The organism is Enterobacter sp. MGH120, from assembly GCF_001037725.1.
Lineage (GTDB): Bacteria > Pseudomonadota > Gammaproteobacteria > Enterobacterales > Enterobacteriaceae > Enterobacter > Enterobacter hormaechei_C.
Genome location: NZ_KQ089940.1, coordinates 2,915,738 through 2,933,042, shown reverse-complemented (window position 1 = coordinate 2,933,042; position 17,305 = coordinate 2,915,738). Strand labels below are relative to the sequence as shown.

The window sequence follows — 17,305 nt, the reverse complement described above, 5'->3', positions numbered from 1 at the left end:
CGGTTAAGAGCCTGCGAAGACAGGCTCTCAGTGGTACGCATCTTACCTTGCAGAGATAGCCATTATGACTCAAGCACAACCTCAAAGAAGTACGTCAGATCTGGTGAAAGCCGCCGTATCTGGCTGGCTGGGCACCGCCCTGGAGTTTATGGATTTCCAGCTCTACTCCCTTGGCGCCGCGCTGGTGTTTCATGAAATTTTCTTCCCTGAGCAGTCCGCGGCCATGGCGCTGATCCTGGCGATGGGCACCTACGGCGCAGGCTACATCGCGCGTATTGTCGGGGCATTTATCTTCGGCAGAATGGGCGACAGAATTGGCCGTAAAAAAGTGCTGTTTATCACCATCACCATGATGGGGATCTGCACCACCTTAATCGGCGTCCTGCCAACCTACGCGCAGATCGGGATTTTCGCACCGGTGCTGCTGGTGACGCTGCGTATTATTCAGGGGCTGGGCGCGGGGGCTGAAATCTCCGGCGCAGGCACCATGCTGGCCGAATACGCCCCGAAGGGTAAACGCGGCATCATCTCCTCGCTGGTGGCCATGGGCACCAACTGCGGGACGCTGAGCGCCACGGCGATCTGGGCCGTGATGTTCTTTGCCCTCGATCGTGAAGAACTTATTGCCTGGGGCTGGCGCGTGCCGTTCCTCGCCAGCGTGGTGGTGATGATCTTCGCCATCTGGCTGCGTATGAACCTTAAAGAGAGCCCGGTGTTTGAGAAGGTAAACGATGCCGAAGCCGTTGCGCCGGTTGCTGCGCAGGATACCTCGGTCGGCGCGATGTTTAAGAGCAAATCGTTCTGGCTGGCGACGGGGCTGCGCTTTGGTCAGGCCGGTAACTCTGGGCTTATCCAGACCTTCCTTGCCGGGTACTTGGTACAGACGCTGTTATTTGATAAGGCGATCCCAACCGATGCGCTGATGATCAGCTCGATTCTTGGCTTCGTCTCCATCCCGCTGCTGGGCTGGCTGTCCGATAAAGTGGGGCGCCGTCTGCCATATATCATCCTTAACATTTCAGCCATTATTCTGGCTTACCCGATGCTGTCGATTATCGTCGATAAGAGTTACGCGCCGGGCGTGATTATGCTCTCTATCATCGTTATTCATAACTTTGCGGTGCTCGGGCTGTTTGCGCTGGAAAACATCACCATGGCGGAGATGTTTGGTTCGCGAAACCGCTTTACCCGCATGGCGATCTCCAAAGAGGCGGGCGGTCTCGTGGCGGTAGGCTTTGGTCCGGTGCTGGCGGGGATCTTCTGCAATATGACCGGGTCCTGGTGGCCGATTGTGGCGATGCTGGTGGCGTACTCGCTGATTGGGCTGGTCTCCGCTTTGCTGATGCCAGAAGTGCGCGACCGCGATTTGAGCCTGGTGGAAGATGCAGCTGAACCCCTGCGCCAGAGCGATACCGCAGCGAAGCAGCGGAAATATGGAGCCCTGTCATGAGTTTTATTAACGATAACTTTATGATTGGCAATGCGAGAGGTGTTGAACTTTATCGTAACGTCGCGAAAGCGCTGCCAATTATTGATTATCACTGTCACCTGGACGCGAAAGATATCTTCGAGAATAAAAATCTCGATAATATTACCGAACTCTGGCTGGCTGGCGATCATTATAAATGGCGCGCCATGCGCGCCAACGGTATTGACGAAAAATACATTACGGGCGATGCCCCGGCGGAGGATAAATTTGCGGCATGGGCTGAAACGGTCGAAGCGAGCTATGGAAATCCGCTCTATCACTGGACTCATTTAGAACTTCACCACTATTTTAACTGTGACGAACCGCTGGGCAGGCATAACTGGCGTGAAATAATGGAGCGCTGTAATCTGCTATTGCAGCAGCCTGATTTTACGCCGAGGGAACTCATTAAACGCTCCAGGGTAGAAGTTATTTGTACGACAGATGCTCCGCTTGATGATTTACGCTACCATCAATTATTGCGTGATGACGCGACGTTCAACGTTAAGGTATTACCGACCTTTCGTCCGGACGATGTTTTTGCGCAAAACGCGGAACAGTTTGCCGACTTTATCGATCGATTAGGTGAGACGACAGGATCTAAAATCCAGACATTCAGCGATTTTGTTAAGGGAATGAGCCAGCGTATTGCCTGGTTCCACGAAATCGGGTGCCGAATTTCCGATCACGGACCCGTGGAGATCCATTTTCAGTCAGCAGATGAAAGTCAGGTTGAATCCGTGTTTGCCCGAAAGCGCCGGGGTGAAAATCTGGACGCCCGTAATAATGCGATTCTTGACAGTGCCATTTTTATTATGCTGGCGCATAATTACAGGCAGCATAACTGGGCAATGCAGATACACTTCGGTGCGATTCGCAATAATAATTCCCGCATGTACCGTTCTTTGGGTAGTAATACTGGTTTTGACTCGCTGACCGATCAGTCGAATCTTGCGGCCAATCTCAACCAACTCCTGGATGCAATGGCGCAGGCTGAAGCTTTGCCCAAAACCATTCTATATAACCTCAACGCCAGCTATAACGATATTGTCGCGACGACTATCGCTAATTTTCAGACTGCGGAATTGGGCGTTAAATCGCCGATACAGTTTGGCTCCGGATGGTGGTTTAACGACACTCAACGCGGAATGGAAAACCAGCTACATAGCCTTGCGGATCAGGGACTATTAATGAATTTTGTCGGTATGTTAACCGATTCCCGTAGTCTGGTTTCGTATACTCGCCACGATTATTTCCGACGTATTTTGTGCAATGTCATTGGTGGCTGGGTGGAGCGTGGTGAAGTTCCGGATAATAACACCATCCTAACGAAGATGGTTAAAAATATTTGCCATGATAATGCTGAAAACTATTTCAGATTCTAAATTCTACTCACTGAGTGGGGATGGAACATGTCTCGTACTGCAAAAAAAATTACTATTCCGGTTAGTATCGGCTACGGACTAACGGATATTATGGGCGGCGGTGCCTTTACCGTTATCGGCGCCTGGTTATTATTCTTCTATACGACATTTGTTGGGTTGTCACCGGTTGAAGCGGCGTCTATTGTTGCTATAGCGCGCATTGTCGATGCTATCGTTAGTTTGTTTATGGGAAGTTTCACTGACCATTTTTACAAAAACTATTTTGGTAAAAAATTTGGTCGCCGACGTTTCTTTTTGCTGATCGGTGCACCGTTGATGCTGGTCTATGCATTGCTGTGGCTTGATGGCATGACATACGGTTTTTATCTCGCCGTCTATCTAGCATTTGAAATTATTGCTGCAATGGTACTGATCCCGTGGGAAACGTTACCGTCAGAAATGACAAAAGACTTTAACCAGCGGACCAAACTCTCTACCTGTCGCATGTTTCTTTCAGCGTCCGGGACGTTTCTGGCGACATTTATTCCCGGATTACTGATCGGCTATTTCGGGGAAAACAGCGCCCATGCCTACCTCATAAACGGCGTTATTTTTGCTGTACTGTTTATGGTATGTGTATTCATCTCGTGGAAAGTGACCTGGGAACGCGAGTTGACGCCGGAAATGCTCTCCGGGTTGGAAAAAAACACACGCCCACAAACAGCAGGAGAGAAGCTGGCTGCCTTTGGACGACTTTTTAAGGAGTATGGTTCCACCCTGAAAATCCGGGCCTTCAGGAAACATCTCGCCATCTATCTGCTGTCGTTTACCGGCAAAGATGTCTACAACACGGTATTTGTATTTTTCTGCGTCTACTGTCTGAATGTCTCTTCCTCACTGGCAGGCACGCTGCTGTCGATGAGTATTGTGGGGCTGCCCGTCACGTTAATTGCGGGTATAGGGATCATCAGATATGGGCCATCAAAGCTATATGTATTTGCCTATTCACTGATGTTGCTCTGTTTGGGGGGCTTCTTTGCCGTGTACCAGATCCCTGCGCTGAATACCGTCGCGACGCTGGTCATTCTGGCCGGGGTGTATCAGGTGGGGCGCTGCGTCCTTGAGTTTACACCGTGGAACGTGTTCCCGTTCATTCCAGATATCGATGAAATGGTCAGCCGTCAGCGTCGTGAGGGACTGTTTGCCGCGGTAATGACATTCTCCCGAAAAACCACGGTCGCTATTGCCACCTTTATTGTGGGTCTCCTGTTACAAAGCGGCGGATTTGTAAAAGGGAGCCAGACGCAGCCAACCGAAGCCATCCACACCATCGCAATGCTGATGTTCATCGGCACTGCTGCCTTGCTTATCCTGGCCCTGTGGCAGGCTCTGACATTTAACCTGAACAAGCGTACGCACAAAATCTTTGTGGATGAGCTGGATCGCCTGAAAGCCAACGGCTCTCCCCAACGCGTATCCGCCGAAGCTCGCCGGGTCGTGGAAGATTTAACAGGCTATTCCTACGACAGGTTGTGGCGTGAGCCGACGGTCCGGTCCGGCGAGCAGACGGTGCGCACCCCTGTATGATCTGGTTTATATCTTTTGCCAGATGTCACACAACTTGATTTTTATATCACACCACTTGGCCGAAAGTTAATGTAAATCAATGTTCATGGCAGCATAACCAGTATTGTGATCGACAGGATAAAGTAATGACACTGCCATTCTAGTTGGTTTAGTCAACCGGCGCAGCCGCACTGTCACCAGAGCGGCTGCGGATCTCAGCGTTCATAATTAACGAGTCTCAATCATGGAAAACCGTTTATTACAGGCGAAGGCAACGCGTCCTCAGTACGATCGCGACAGCCTCAAGGCACGCATTGTTCATTTAGGGTTTGGCGCGTTTCACCGTGCGCACCAGGCGGTGTACACCGATATACTCGCCGCAGAACAGGGCAGCGACTGGGGTTACTGCGAAGTTAACCTGATTGGCGGCGAACAGCAGATCGCCGATCTGAAGGCACAGGATAATCTTTATACCGTAGCAGAGATGTCTGCCGATGCGTGGACGGCGCGCGTGGTCGGCGTCGTCAAAAATGCGCTGCATGCGCAGGTCGACGGCCTTGAAACCGTGCTGGCGGCGCTGTGCGATCCGCAGGTCGCCATTGTTTCCCTGACCATCACCGAGAAAGGGTATTGCCACTCCCCGGCAACCGGACAACTGATGTTCGATCATCCGTTAATCGTTGCCGACCTGCAAAACCCCCATCAGCCGAAATCTGCGCCAGGCGTAGTGGTTGAAGCGCTGGCGCGGCGTAAGGCGGCGGGGCTGCCAGCATTCAGCGTGATGTCATGCGATAACATGCCGGAAAACGGCCACGTGATGCGCAATGTCACCTGCGCCTACGCGCGCGCTGTTGACGGCGAACTGGCCGACTGGATTGAAGCGAACGTCACCTTCCCGTCAACCATGGTGGACCGTATTGTGCCCGCCGTCACGGCTGAAACGCTGGATAAAATTGAACAGTTGACCGGCGTACGCGATCCGGCAGGTGTCGCCTGTGAGCCGTTCCGCCAGTGGGTGGTAGAAGATAATTTCGTCGCCGGACGTCCACAGTGGGAAAAGGCCGGTGCGGAACTGGTTTCTGATGTCATTCCGTTTGAAGAGATGAAGCTGCGTATGCTTAACGGCAGCCACTCGTTCCTGGCCTATCTCGGCTACCTGGCCGGTTATCAGCACATTAACGACTGCATGGAAGATGAACATTATCGCGCAGCCGCGCATGCGCTGATGCTGAAAGAGCAGGCGCCGACGCTGAAAGTGAAGGGGGGGGATTTAGCTCACTATGCCGACCAGCTGATCGCACGTTACAGCAATCCGGCCCTGCGTCACCGCACCTGGCAAATCGCCATGGACGGTAGCCAGAAATTGCCGCAGCGGATGCTCGATTCCGTGCGCTGGCACCTTGTCCACCAGAAACCCTTCCCGCTGCTGGCGCTGGGTGTGGCGGGCTGGATGCGTTATGTCGGCGGTGTGGATGAGCAGGGTAACGCGATTGAGGTGAGCGATCCGCAGCTGGCGGTGATTCAGGCGGCGGTAAACGGTAGCGCTGAAGGCGAAAGCCGCGTTAGCGCGCTGTTGGGCATTGAGGCTATTTTCGGTAACGAGCTGCCGAAGGACGCGGTGTTTGTGGCTGCGGTCATGCAGGCCTATCAAACGTTGCTGCAAAAAGGCGCGAAGGCCACGGTTGCTGAGTACGCCTCCCGGCTTTAACGCGATGACATGCCGCCGTCCGCGGCGGCATGTCGGGGCGCAGCTTAGTGCATCCCCAGGCGAATCAGCTCAATCGGTTCGAACTTACCTTCGCATCCTTCGACTTCAACCGTTTTACCACGGCGCACCTGCTCGGCATTAAGGCCGTCGCTGTGGATCGCTTTAATCACGCCGAACTGGCCTGTGCCGCTAATCATGACGCGGCTGCCAGTAGTGATTGCATTTCGGTTACGGTCGTATGTCATCATGGTATTTTCTCCTCTCGTACTTATCCGTTACGGCGCTAATTCAACGGCTGCCGTTCACGGGGCACTATTAATACGCCTCTCTTTAACGAAATTATTTGCTTTTGATCAAGCTCACACTTTTTTCTTATTTCATGCAGGCGTTGACGGTTCAGGACACCACTTTACAAAGCGGACAGTTATTTTCCTTAATTGATAGTTTCCGGGTGCAAGTGTTTAGGCTTTGTTTATATCCACAATGTCATTCTGGAGGCAGAAAATAACCCTTCATCGGAAAAGGAGTCAGGCTTATGTATAAGAAAATTTTGATGCCTGTTGATGTGTTTGAAATGGATTTGAGCGATAAAGCGGTACGCCACGCGGTCAACCTCGCGAAGGCGGAAGGCGCGACGATCACCCTGGTCAACATTCTCCCTAACAGCAGCCGTTCGTTACTGCGGGGGTTCAATGCCGATATTAAGAAGTTCGAAGAGTATATGACCGCCGAGTCTGATAAGAAGATGAAGGCGCTGAAACGGCTCTTTGATATGTCCCCGGACAATATTGACTGTGAAGTTCGCTTCGGAAACGTACGCGATGAAATCATCAAGCTCAGCAAAGAGGGGAAATATGATGTCATTGTTATCGGATCAAAAAATCCGAGCATTACAAGCCATCTGCTGGGTTCAAATGCTGAAACTATTCTGCGCTACGCCACTATTCCGGTATTAGTGGTCCGCTAATTACTTCGCCGCAACCGAAAGGGGGCGGCGAGGTTTTATTCTTCGCTGAACCACTCGCGGTTTTCCTGGCGAATTAACTGAACTGACTCACTAATTTCCTGAAGGTGAAGCGTCATCGCTTTATCTACGGCTTCCACGTCGCGTTTTTCCAGCGCGCTGAAAATATCATGATGCTGGCGCAGCAACATCTCTGGCGGAGAAACATGGTCGAGGCTCATGTAGCGCACGCGGTCGATGGTAGCTTTGATGTTTTCGACGGTATCCCACGCGAGCTGGCACTCGGCGATCTGCGCCAGTTTCTGGTGGAACTCGTCGTCCAGCTGGAAAAAGTCGTTTAACTGTTTGCGGTCGATGGCGATTCGTTGCTGATGCAGGTTTTGCTCCAGCAGGTAGCACTGGTTATCGTTGATGAGCGACGCGGCGCGACGCACCACGGCGCACTCGATGGCCTGGCGAACAAAACAGCCATTCCGTACCTGCGAAAGCGAAATTTTATTTACATAGCTGCCGCGCTGAGGGCGGATCTGAATAAGGCCGTTTTCTGCAAGCTTAATAAACGCCTCACGTACGGGCTGACGGGAAACGTCAAAACGTACCGAAACCTCTTTTTCTGAGAGTGGCGTTCCCGGTGGGATCAGGCAGCGAACAATATCACGGCGTAAGATGCGATATATTTGCTGATTAACGGGCTGGGTAGGATTAAGTTGCGATTCAGCGGCCATGGGTTGTGATTTCTCAGAGAGTTAACCTGAACATACTACCATTCTTTTCCCTGCCATCACATACCCGGCCCGCAGGCCGGGCAGGGTAAATTAACCGCGATGCACGCTGAGTCCGGCATAGGTCTGGCTGACGGGCATCATCTCAACCGTATTGATGTTGACATGCTTCGGCAGATTCGCGACCCACCAGACGGTTTCGGTGATATCTTCCGGCGTCAGCGCATTCGCGTTTTCATAGGTTTTATCCGCTTTCGCGTCGTCGCCTTTGAAACGCACGTAGGAGAATTCAGTTCCGCCTACCAGACCCGGTTCAACATCGGTCACGCGGATCGCGGTTCCGTGCAGGTCGGTGCGCAGGTTCAGACTGAACTGGCGGACAAAGGCTTTGGTCGCGCCATAGACGTTGCCGCCCGCGTAAGGCCAGCTTCCGGCGGTGGAACCGATGTTAATGATATGGCCACGGTTACGTTCAACCATGCCCGGCAGCACGGCGCGGGTCATGTACACCAGCCCTTTGTTGTTGGTGTCGATCATGTTTTCCCAGTCTTCCACGCTGGCTTTGTGGGCAGGCTCCATGCCCAGTGCCAGGCCAGCGTTATTGACCAGCACGTCAATTTCACGCCATTCGGCAGGCAGGTTGGCAATCATCTCTTCGATGGCGGCGCGGTTGCGCACGTCCAGCTGCGCGGTCAGAATGCTGTCACCCAGCTCGTCTTTTAGCTCCTGCAAACGCTCCTGACGACGCCCTGTTGCAATCACTTTGTGTCCGTTGGCGACGAAGCGACGCGTGATGCTTTCACCAAAACCCGCTGTCGCCCCGGTAACTAAAATAATCATCTCACTGTTCCTCAACGCTTTTTGTGTTGTACTAACATAGCACGCTCTCCGGCACGTCGTTAAGGCAACATTTGTATGACGCCATTGCAGGCCGGCGCAGGCTGGCCTACTCTGGGGAGAAATACCGTGCTCAGGAGTAAACGATGTCGGTCAACAATCCTTTTTTTGAAATTAGCCTGTTGCCTTATCAGGCGCCACGTTTTGATGCGATTAACGACAGCCATTATCGTCCGGCATTTGATGAAGCAATGCGCCTGAAGCGTGCAGACATTGACGCGATTATCGCGCAGCGCGCCGCGCCGGACTTCGACAATACCGTGCTGGCGCTGGAAAAGAGCGGGGCCATGCTGTCGCGCGTGAGCAGCGTGTTCTTCGCCATGACGTCCGCACACACCAACGATGATCTTCAGGCACTGGACGAGCAGTTCTCCACCGAACTGGCCGGGCTGGCGAACGATATCTGGCTAAACGATACGCTTTTCGCCCGCGTGGAAGCCGTCTGGCAGGATCGCGAGGCGCTGGATGCCGAATCCCGACGACTGACGGAGGAGATGTATCAGCACTTTGTTCTTGCTGGCGCGCGTCTGAACGCCGATGAAAAAGCCGAGCTGAAAGCCCTGAATACCGAAGCCGCCACCCTGACCAGCCAGTTCAACCAGCGCCTGCTGGCGGCGAACAAGGCGGGAGGGCTGGTGGTGGACAATGTTCACCAGCTTGACGGGCTCAGTGCGGAGGAGGTGGCTGCCGCGGCTCACGCTGCCGCAGAAAAAGGGCTGAAGGATCGCTGGCTGATCCCGCTTTTGAATACCACGCAACAGCCCGCGCTGGCGGCGCTGTCGTTGCGCGAGACCCGTAAAAAGTTGTTCAGCGCGGGCTGGGAACGCACTCAGAAAGGCGACGAAAACGATACGCGCGAGCTGATCCGTCGGCTTACCGCGTTGCGGGCAAGACAGGCGCAGCTGCTCGGCTTTGACAACTATGCGAGCTGGAGCATTGCCGATCAGATGGCGAAAACGCCGGAAGCCGCGCTCGAATTCATGCGCGGGATAGTTCCTGCGGCACGCGGCAGGGCCGCGCTGGAGCAGGCGGATATTCAGAAGGTCATCGACGACGAGCAGGGTGGTTTTACGGTACAGGCCTGGGACTGGGCGTTTTATGCCGAACGCGTGCGCTCAGCGAAATACGCGCTGGATGAGTCGCAGATCAAACCCTATTTCGCGCTCAATACCGTGCTGGAAGATGGCGTATTCTGGACCGCCACGCAGCTGTTCGGTATCCGCTTTGTCGAGCGTTTCGATATTCCGGTTTACCACCCGGATGTTCGCGTGTGGGAGATTTTCGACCACACGGGTGAAGGCATGGCGCTGTTCTACGGCGACTTTTTCGCGCGTGATTCCAAAGCGGGCGGCGCGTGGATGGGGAATTTTGTTGAGCAGTCTTATGAGTTTGCCGCGCGTCCGGTGATTTATAACGTCTGCAACTATCAAAAACCGGCGAACGGGCAGACCGCGCTGATCTCCTGGGATGATGTGATTACCCTGTTCCACGAGTTTGGCCATACGCTGCATGGCCTGTTTGCCAGCCAGCGCTATGTCACGCTATCAGGCACCAACACGCCGCGTGATTTCGTTGAATTTCCTTCGCAAATCAATGAACACTGGGCCAGCCATCCCCAGGTGTTTGCACACTTTGCTCGTCACTATCAAACAGGCGAACCGATGCCGGATGCGCTGCGGGAAAAAATGCTCAATGCGACCCAGTTTAATAAGGGTTATGACATGACGGAGCTATTGAGCGCCGCGCTGCTGGATATGAACTGGCACGGCATTCAGGAGCCCGTTGAAGACGTGGAAGCCTTTGAAGCCGCCGCGTTGAAAAAAGAGGGGTTGGATCTTCCCGCCGTACCGCCGCGCTATCGCAGCAGCTATTTCGCCCATATCTTCGGCGGCGGCTACGCGGCAGGGTATTACGCCTATCTCTGGACGCAGATGCTGGCGGACGATGGCTATCAGTGGTTTGTCGAACAGGGCGGTTTGACGCGCGAAAACGGACAGAAATTCCGCGAGGCGATTTTGTCCCGCGGCAACAGCACTGATTTAGCTGAACTTTACCGGAACTGGCGCGGGCACGATCCGAAGATCGAACCGATGCTGGAGAATCGCGGATTGAGTGCGTAAGGCTTTTTAGTGTGGGAACAGAACCGGGCGCGAGGCCCGGTTTTTTCTTTCCCAAAATGAATCCTTAATTCTGCGAAATTTGCAGGAGGATAGGGGCCAGCTTCACGTAGCTACACCTTTACTTTTACCCAGTAAGGATCCCCGCGACTTTAGAACATCTGGCGCTTTAACCCGGCTTTATCCGTTGGCCGGACTAAATATACTGCTTCAGCGTCCACCTTTATAAGTCAGCCATCCCTCACAGGATGGCTGTATATTGTTTAATTTAATGAAATACGAACCACACTATCCGGGCCTTTCGTCGTGTTGTCGTCATTGAAGTCCTGCTTCACGGTTACGTATAACGTTTTACCGTCCGGTGTTACCAGAAGACTGTTGGGATGGCTGGTGAACGTCCAGCTGTTTTTCACAGCATAGCTCCCGGCGTCAAGCTGCAACACCTTCCTGGATTCGCGCTGAGTGATGAAAATTTCGTTGCGCTCAGCGTTAAACTTTATTCCCAGCGCATCGCCTTTAAGACGCTTGATAACTTTCCCGCTGCGCTCATCAAATACCAGTGTGGTTTTGGCTTTTGAATCATCAGTCACGAACAGGCGCCCGGTGGCCGGATCTTCTGCCATATTCAGGAACAAATACGCTTTTTTATCTCCCGGCGTCCAGCGCTGTTCGATTTTATACGTCTCCGGGTTAATCACCAGAATTTCACCGCCGCCATTGGCGGCATAAAGGCGGTCTGTCAGCGGCGAATAAATAATCCCCGTCACCCATTTCCCGGCATTTTCGATTCGGGCTTTTAGCGTCATGGTGTTGGCATCAACCACGGAGATAAACCCAGGGTCGGCAACGCCGCCGATAAACAGTTGTCCCTTGTGGAAGAGGATTTCACGCGCACCAACCGGGTCGCCATCCTTGTCTTTGCCTTCAAACATCAGGCGCTGTAGCACCTTGCCGCTTTGCACGTCCACTTTCGATACCCCGCCATCAAGGGTGTTGGTGGTGTAGTAGACCTTGCCATTATCGTCCGCTGCCATGCCGAAGTTTTTCAGGTCGGTGTGGGTTTCACCTTGCGTGGCAAGCGTTGTGGGATCCAGTTTATAGAGCACCCCGCCGTTGACGTTTTTGAAACTCTGTGCGCTCGCAACGTACAACGCGTTTGCCGTTGGGGAGTAAACCATCTCATACAGACCGTCAGCGAGTTCGCGCTGCTTGAGCTCAGCCGAACCCGGGAGGGCTGCTGACGCCGTTGCGCTCAGGGTTAACGCCGCGGTAAGAATGCTTAAGCCCCATGTCTTTCCTTTTAGCCAATGGAATGTGTTCATTTTTTGTTCCTGTCATGCGCGAGCCGCGCTGATTTTGATAAATATACATTTATTTACATTTAACTTACAAAATTACCTGTGCATAATAAAGCAAATAATTATCATTTCCATTCTTATTTGGATGAATGATTTGCACATAACGACAACAACAGACAGGTAACATGATGATTTTTAAAGGCAGGGCTAATCGCGCGAAAGCGCCCGCAGGGTTAATTCCTGCTTCCTTCTCACTTTCACTGCTTGCGCTGGCAATGTCCGCCGTCATGCACCCGGCACAGGCGGATGAAAATACGCAAGAACAAGAGATGGTTGTCTACGGTGACGGGAACGGGAGCGCCGACTCGCAGCAGGATTATGCGGTAAAAACCACGCGTTCAGGCACCAAAATGCTGCTGACCCCGCGCGATATCCCCCAGTCAGTCAGCGTCGTGACGCGCCAGCGTATGCAGGATCAAGACCTGCAAACCATTGACCAGGTACTTACCAATGCCACCGGCGTTTCGTCGCAGCAGGTTGATAGCGAGCGTTCCAGCTACTTTTCCCGCGGCTTTGAAATCACCAATTTCGCCTACGATGAGATCCCCACATCAATGGGCGACGCGTGGAACTTTGGCGATGCGCAGGAAGATACTGCCATTTATGATCGTATAGAGATTGTGCGTGGCGCAAACGGCCTGATGACCGGCGCTGGCGATCCGGGAGCAACGGTGAACATGGTGCGTAAACGTGCCGACAGTAAAACCTTCAGGGGCAACGTCAGCGCAAGTTACGGAAGCTGGAACAAACAGCGTTATGTGGGCGACATCTCCGCGCCCCTCAATTCCGACGGCAGCCTGCGTGGGCGCGTCGTGGCAGGTTATCAGGATCAGGACAGCTGGCTTGACAGATATGGCAAGCGCAAGAAATTTCTCTATGGCGTCATTGAAGGCGATGTAACGGAACACACGACGGCCTCGCTGGGCTGGGACTATCAGCAAACAAACACAGCCAACCCGACCTGGGGCGGATTACCCAGCCTGTACAGTAACGGCAGCCGTACCCATTACGATCGCAACGTCAATACCTCGGCAGACTGGACGGGATACTCCGTTGAGTCGCGTAAAGTTTTTGCTAACCTCACCCACAACTGGGATAACGGCTGGTCGGTGCGTTTCAATGGAACCCACGGCGAGCAAACGTTCAATGATACCCTGCTTTATGTGATGGGCAATCCGGACGCCACCACCGGAGAAGGCGCATCAGGCTGGGGTAGTAAGGATCGCGGCAAGCGCACTCTGGACGCCTTTGATGCCTACGCCAGCGGGCCTTTTGAACTTCTCGGGCGTCAACATCAGCTGATGGCCGGAGCCAACTATAGCCGACAGCACAATGCTACCTTCAGCAAAGACGGGCCAATGGACAGTGCTCAGATTGGCATCTTCAACAACAGCTGGGACGGCAGCGTGGCCGAGCCGGAGTGGGGCGACTGGTATCAAAATGCGGATGATATCGTGCGGCAAAAATCGGCGTATACGGCGGCACGCCTGTCGCTGGCGGATCCGTTGTCGCTAATCGTTGGCGCACGTTATACCCAGTACAGCTCAGATGGCAGCAGCGGCGATATGCGTAAATACAACACCACCCCTTACGGCGGGCTGGTGTATGACATCAACGACAGCCTTTCCGCTTACGCCAGCTATACCTCAATTTTTGCCCCGCAAACCAAACGCACGAAAGAGGGTGCATGGCTCTCTCCCGTCACCGGTAAAAATTATGAAACCGGCCTGAAGGCAGACTGGATGGACGGTCGACTGACCACCAACGTTGCCGTATTCCGCATAGAACAGGAGAACGCGGGGGAGGAAATCAGCGGGGTATTCGTTAATGGATCCAGCGAACAAGCTTATCGGGCAACCAAAGGCGCAGTGAGCAAAGGGGCGGAATTTGAGGTGAACGGTGCCGTTACCGACAATCTACAGCTTACCTTCAGCGCGACCCGCTATGTTGCCCGTGATTCAGATGGCCGCTTCAACAGCTTTGCGCCGCAGACGCAGCTTAAGGTGTTCAGCCGTTACCGCGTCCCGGCGCTTCCGGATCTGACCGTAGGCGGCGGCGTGAACTGGCAGAATCAGGTGTACAAAGATGTCACCGGTCCGGACGGCGAGACGCAGCGCCTCTATCAGGGCAGCTATCCGCTCGTCGACTTGTTCGCGCAGTATCAGCTGACGAAACAGCTGGCGGTGCAGGCAAACGTTCGTAACCTGTTCGACCGCGAATACTACTCATACCTTGATGACTCTGCCGTCTATGGCGAACCGCGTAGCGTCTCGGTAAGCATGAGTTACACATTCTGATCTAATCAGCTTATCGCTATCCTGGCCATCACCTGTTCCGAAATGCGCTTCGGCCCCACCAGCGGCAACGACACGGCGATGGCCGCCATGCCATTGCCATCCTGGTAACGAATAAAGTGCCGGTTTGAACGGGTGACGAGCCTGGTGCCTGAAACATTGGGCCAGTTAAAGAAGACGTATGTTGGATATGCAGTAAAACAGCCAGACGCAAAAGCGTAAATATTCAATGAACAGGACGCCCTCAGACTCGAGGGGAATCCTGAGCAATACACAACTCCTCAAGTTATTTAATCACTATGTATCTATCTATATAGCGAGTTGGGCTACAACTGTGCAAAAGACATTGATGACAATGAGTTCAAGATTCTTCTAAGCAAAGCCACGAGGAGTTTACGCAGCATGTTTCATGAACAATTGCCCACAATTGGATGACAACATCTGACTAAGTCGACCATGCACCACCCAGACCGATTTCCTTTTATTCAACCTTGCATCAACGGCGCGCTTGAGGAGGTTGTCATTGCGGTGATTTTTCTGGAAAATTCGATATATAAACGAATATATAACGAGAGGGTGTTTATGGCCAGGAAACGAATGCAGGTTGTGCTGGTGGCGGTTGCGCTGCTGCAAATGCCATCCATGGCGCTGGCAAAGGATATCAGGGTGACTTATGCCGGTTCCATGGGCAAAGTAATGGACCAGGGGTTAGGTCCGGCTTTTTCCAGAGCAAATAACGACGGCTATCAGGGGCAGGGCCAGGGTGCATACGGGATGGCACGCCTGCTGGCAAGCCACAAAATTGAGGCCGATGTGTTTGTCTCCATCACCCCGGGACCGATGCAAATTCTCAAAGACGCCGGGCTGATAGATGAGGCGGTCCCTGTCGCCAGTACCAGCATGGTGGTCGCTTACAGTCCTGAGGGTAAATATGCAGCGCAGTTTGAACAGGCCAACAGAAAGAAAGACGGCTCGTGGCTGACTCTGCTGACGCAGAAAGATGTCTCATTTGGCCGCACCGATCCTTATGTCGACCCAAAAGGCCAGAATATTGTGTTTAGCCTGATGCTGGCGGAAAAGTATTACAACATGCCGGGCATCACCGATAAAATTTTAGGCTCGCTGCAAAACCCACAGCAGACTCATCAGGAAGGAGGGCTGCTGGCGCGTCTGGAAAGCGGTCAGGTGGATGCAGCAGCGGGATACGAGAGTGAAGTTCGCTCAGCGCATTTGCCGTATGTCGCGCTGCCGGATGAAATAAACCTCAGCAACCCGGCGATGACGAAACAGTGGTATGACACCGTCAGTTTTACCATTAAAGACAGCAAAGGCCAGGATCAAATCCTGCACACTCAACCAATGGTGTTCTATGCGGCAGTGCTGAAAAACGCGCCGAATGGTGTAGAACAGGGACAAAAGTTCGTATCGTTCATGCAAAGCGCCGAGGGGCAGAAATTGTTCAAAGCGTTTGGCTACGCCGAACCTATAGGAGACAGCTTATACGCCCGCTAAGAAAATCGGGCTGGGTGGCGGGGTGGTTATCTCTGCCCGCTATCCTGCTGTTAAGTATCCCCTTTATCACGCTGATTAGCGTCACGCCCTGGCATCATCTGAAGCTGGCCTGGCGCGACGACAGCGCCATTGCCGTCTCTATGGGACTGGGTGTGCTGGCACTCGGAATTATCATTCTTATCGGCATGCCGGTGGCATGGTGGCTGTCACAAGCCACGGGTCGAAAACGATTGATCGGTGAACTGCTGGTGATGATCCCTCTGCTGACGCCACCGCTGGCAATGGGGATTTTGCTGGTTTCGGCTTTCGGGCCTTATGGCGTGATTGGCCGCTGGCTTTCACTGTTGGGAGCTACGCTGGTAAATAATCCGGCGGCGTTTGTGCTGGCTCAGGTTTACGGCGCTTTGCCTTATTTTATCGTGGTGTCGCGTTCGGCGTTTGCCACTGTTCCCAAAAATATTCTTGAAGCGGGACAAACGTTGGGAGCTTCTCCCTGGAACCGCTTTCGTTTTCTTACCTTACCCCTGGCATTGCCTGGGCTGGCTTCTGCCGTAACACTCGCCTGGGTTCGCGCGGTAGGCGAGTTCGGGATCGTGATGATCTTTGCTTATTTCCCGCAGGGTATACCGGTAAAGCTGTATACCAATCTGCAAAATGACGGGGTGGACACAGTATATACTTTGCTATGGATGCTGCTGGTAGTGACGCTTCCCCTGCCAATGGTCTGCTTTGCTCTTGGCAAACGAATGGCCAGGAAATGAACACCCCTTAGATCGTCCGTTCCTCGTTCATAGCGGATGAGCTTGCTCACGTTTCCATTTCAGCGGGCTACCTCGAATAACCCCAAACCGGATTCTTCATAAAAGGCCACACACAGAAACCTCCAGTCAGTCAGACTGAGAGTACAGGGCAGGAAGAAAATGTGGCGCGCGCTGGATATGTCTTACAATCGGATCGGTGGGATTATGCTGTGGGAACTATGGAGGCGTAAATCGGTACGTCGCGATAGCGGAAGAAATTACGCAAAGTTAACGTTGTATGCTCTTTGTCTCCCGAAGCCAGAACCGGGCTTTGCGCCCGGTTACTCTTGTATTAACCACATGTCCGACTCTTCGAACATCTCCTCAAGCATGCGGTTGAGCTTTTCACGGTCGCTTTTGCTGGCGTCGCTGTTCAGGCCGTTCGCTTGCATTGGCTTAACCGTCACGCTGGCATCAGGAAAAATCCGGTGCACGCGTTTTGTCAGTTCGGCCAGAATGATTTCCCTGGCTCCCTCCAGCCCCTGTACGTTTCGCTTGTCATAAACCAGTTCCACAAACATGATTGTTTACCTTA

General features: G+C 53.2%; 14 protein-coding genes. 9 read left to right on the top strand and 5 right to left on the bottom strand.

What is annotated here, in order from left to right:
• Positions 1 to 64 precede the first annotated feature (64 nt).
• From SK54_RS13620 to SK54_RS13605, 4 genes are all read left to right on the top strand, one after another.
• Positions 65 to 1,450, top strand: coding sequence for an MFS transporter (locus tag SK54_RS13620; protein ID WP_017694076.1), 1,386 nt, complete (start codon positions 65 to 67; stop codon positions 1,448 to 1,450).
• Complete coding sequence (gene uxaC / locus SK54_RS13615; protein WP_048247442.1) at positions 1,447 to 2,853, top strand: glucuronate isomerase; 1,407 nt, start codon at positions 1,447 to 1,449, stop codon at positions 2,851 to 2,853. The genes SK54_RS13620 and uxaC overlap by 4 nt, the downstream gene beginning before the upstream one ends.
• A 27-nt stretch (positions 2,854 to 2,880) precedes the next feature.
• Positions 2,881 to 4,419 carry an MFS transporter gene (locus SK54_RS13610; RefSeq protein ID WP_015570613.1) on the top strand — a complete coding sequence of 513 codons (1,539 nt, stop codon included), beginning with the start codon at positions 2,881 to 2,883 and terminating at the stop codon, positions 4,417 to 4,419.
• 223 nt (positions 4,420 to 4,642) lie between these two features.
• Positions 4,643 to 6,106: a mannitol dehydrogenase family protein gene (locus SK54_RS13605; protein WP_048247439.1), complete on the top strand. Its 1,464-nt coding sequence runs from the start codon at positions 4,643 to 4,645 to the stop codon at positions 6,104 to 6,106.
• A gap of 44 nt (positions 6,107 to 6,150) precedes the next feature.
• Here the strand turns inward: SK54_RS13605 and ydfZ are convergent, their stop codons facing one another.
• Entirely contained in the window at positions 6,151 to 6,354 is a 204-nt protein-coding gene (gene ydfZ / locus SK54_RS13600) for a putative selenium delivery protein YdfZ (RefSeq protein ID WP_003857405.1), read from the bottom strand.
• A gap of 287 nt (positions 6,355 to 6,641) precedes the next feature.
• Here ydfZ and SK54_RS13595 point away from each other — a divergent pair, with 287 nt between their 5' ends.
• Positions 6,642 to 7,073 carry a universal stress protein gene (locus tag SK54_RS13595; RefSeq protein ID WP_039270850.1) on the top strand — a complete coding sequence of 144 codons (432 nt, stop codon included), beginning with the start codon at positions 6,642 to 6,644 and terminating at the stop codon, positions 7,071 to 7,073.
• Between the two features lie 35 nt (positions 7,074 to 7,108).
• Here SK54_RS13595 and SK54_RS13590 read toward each other — a convergent pair whose 3' ends face one another.
• Both SK54_RS13590 and ydfG read right to left on the bottom strand, forming a co-directional pair.
• Positions 7,109 to 7,795, bottom strand: a complete 687-nt coding sequence (locus SK54_RS13590; protein WP_003857403.1) for a GntR family transcriptional regulator — start codon at positions 7,793 to 7,795, stop codon at positions 7,109 to 7,111.
• A 90-nt stretch (positions 7,796 to 7,885) separates the two neighbouring features.
• The gene (gene ydfG, locus SK54_RS13585; RefSeq protein ID WP_048247436.1) at positions 7,886 to 8,632 is read right to left on the bottom strand and encodes a bifunctional NADP-dependent 3-hydroxy acid dehydrogenase/3-hydroxypropionate dehydrogenase YdfG; all 747 of its coding nucleotides are present in this window, start codon (positions 8,630 to 8,632) and stop codon (positions 7,886 to 7,888) included.
• 143 nt (positions 8,633 to 8,775) lie between these two features.
• Here ydfG and dcp point away from each other — a divergent pair, with 143 nt between their 5' ends.
• Positions 8,776 to 10,809, top strand: a complete 2,034-nt coding sequence (gene dcp / locus SK54_RS13580; protein ID WP_039270848.1) for a peptidyl-dipeptidase Dcp — start codon at positions 8,776 to 8,778, stop codon at positions 10,807 to 10,809.
• A 260-nt stretch (positions 10,810 to 11,069) separates the two neighbouring features.
• Here dcp and SK54_RS13575 read toward each other — a convergent pair whose 3' ends face one another.
• Entirely contained in the window at positions 11,070 to 12,128 is a 1,059-nt protein-coding gene (locus SK54_RS13575; RefSeq protein ID WP_017694072.1) for a YncE family protein, read from the bottom strand.
• Between the two features lie 164 nt (positions 12,129 to 12,292).
• Here SK54_RS13575 and fhuE point away from each other — a divergent pair, with 164 nt between their 5' ends.
• The 3 genes from fhuE (at position 12,293) to SK54_RS13560 (ending at position 16,731) form a co-directional block, all read left to right on the top strand.
• Positions 12,293 to 14,461: a ferric-rhodotorulic acid/ferric-coprogen receptor FhuE gene (gene fhuE / locus SK54_RS13570; RefSeq protein WP_045348164.1), complete on the top strand. Its 2,169-nt coding sequence runs from the start codon at positions 12,293 to 12,295 to the stop codon at positions 14,459 to 14,461.
• A 594-nt stretch (positions 14,462 to 15,055) separates the two neighbouring features.
• Positions 15,056 to 15,970 (top strand): extracellular solute-binding protein, encoded by a 915-nt coding sequence (locus tag SK54_RS13565; protein ID WP_048247434.1) that lies wholly within the window; start codon positions 15,056 to 15,058, stop codon positions 15,968 to 15,970.
• A 14-nt stretch (positions 15,971 to 15,984) separates the two neighbouring features.
• Positions 15,985 to 16,731: a molybdate ABC transporter permease subunit gene (locus tag SK54_RS13560; protein WP_017384530.1), complete on the top strand. Its 747-nt coding sequence runs from the start codon at positions 15,985 to 15,987 to the stop codon at positions 16,729 to 16,731.
• A 320-nt stretch (positions 16,732 to 17,051) separates the two neighbouring features.
• Here the strand turns inward: SK54_RS13560 and SK54_RS13555 are convergent, their stop codons facing one another.
• Positions 17,052 to 17,291, bottom strand: coding sequence for a DinI family protein (locus SK54_RS13555; protein ID WP_003857390.1), 240 nt, complete (start codon positions 17,289 to 17,291; stop codon positions 17,052 to 17,054).
• Positions 17,292 to 17,305: the final 14 nt, after the last annotated feature.

Coding starts and splice junctions, on each gene's coding strand:
- SK54_RS13620 (WP_017694076.1), top strand. CDS start 65: ATGACTCAAGCACAACCTCAAAGAAGTACGTCAGATCTGGTGAAAGCC.
- uxaC (WP_048247442.1), top strand. CDS start 1,447: ATGAGTTTTATTAACGATAACTTTATGATTGGCAATGCGAGAGGTGTT.
- SK54_RS13610 (WP_015570613.1), top strand. CDS start 2,881: ATGTCTCGTACTGCAAAAAAAATTACTATTCCGGTTAGTATCGGCTAC.
- SK54_RS13605 (WP_048247439.1), top strand. CDS start 4,643: ATGGAAAACCGTTTATTACAGGCGAAGGCAACGCGTCCTCAGTACGAT.
- ydfZ (WP_003857405.1), bottom strand. CDS start 6,354: ATGATGACATACGACCGTAACCGAAATGCAATCACTACTGGCAGCCGC.
- SK54_RS13595 (WP_039270850.1), top strand. CDS start 6,642: ATGTATAAGAAAATTTTGATGCCTGTTGATGTGTTTGAAATGGATTTG.
- SK54_RS13590 (WP_003857403.1), bottom strand. CDS start 7,795: ATGGCCGCTGAATCGCAACTTAATCCTACCCAGCCCGTTAATCAGCAA.
- ydfG (WP_048247436.1), bottom strand. CDS start 8,632: ATGATTATTTTAGTTACCGGGGCGACAGCGGGTTTTGGTGAAAGCATC.
- dcp (WP_039270848.1), top strand. CDS start 8,776: ATGTCGGTCAACAATCCTTTTTTTGAAATTAGCCTGTTGCCTTATCAG.
- SK54_RS13575 (WP_017694072.1), bottom strand. CDS start 12,128: ATGAACACATTCCATTGGCTAAAAGGAAAGACATGGGGCTTAAGCATT.
- fhuE (WP_045348164.1), top strand. CDS start 12,293: ATGATTTTTAAAGGCAGGGCTAATCGCGCGAAAGCGCCCGCAGGGTTA.
- SK54_RS13565 (WP_048247434.1), top strand. CDS start 15,056: ATGCAGGTTGTGCTGGTGGCGGTTGCGCTGCTGCAAATGCCATCCATG.
- SK54_RS13555 (WP_003857390.1), bottom strand. CDS start 17,291: ATGTTTGTGGAACTGGTTTATGACAAGCGAAACGTACAGGGGCTGGAG.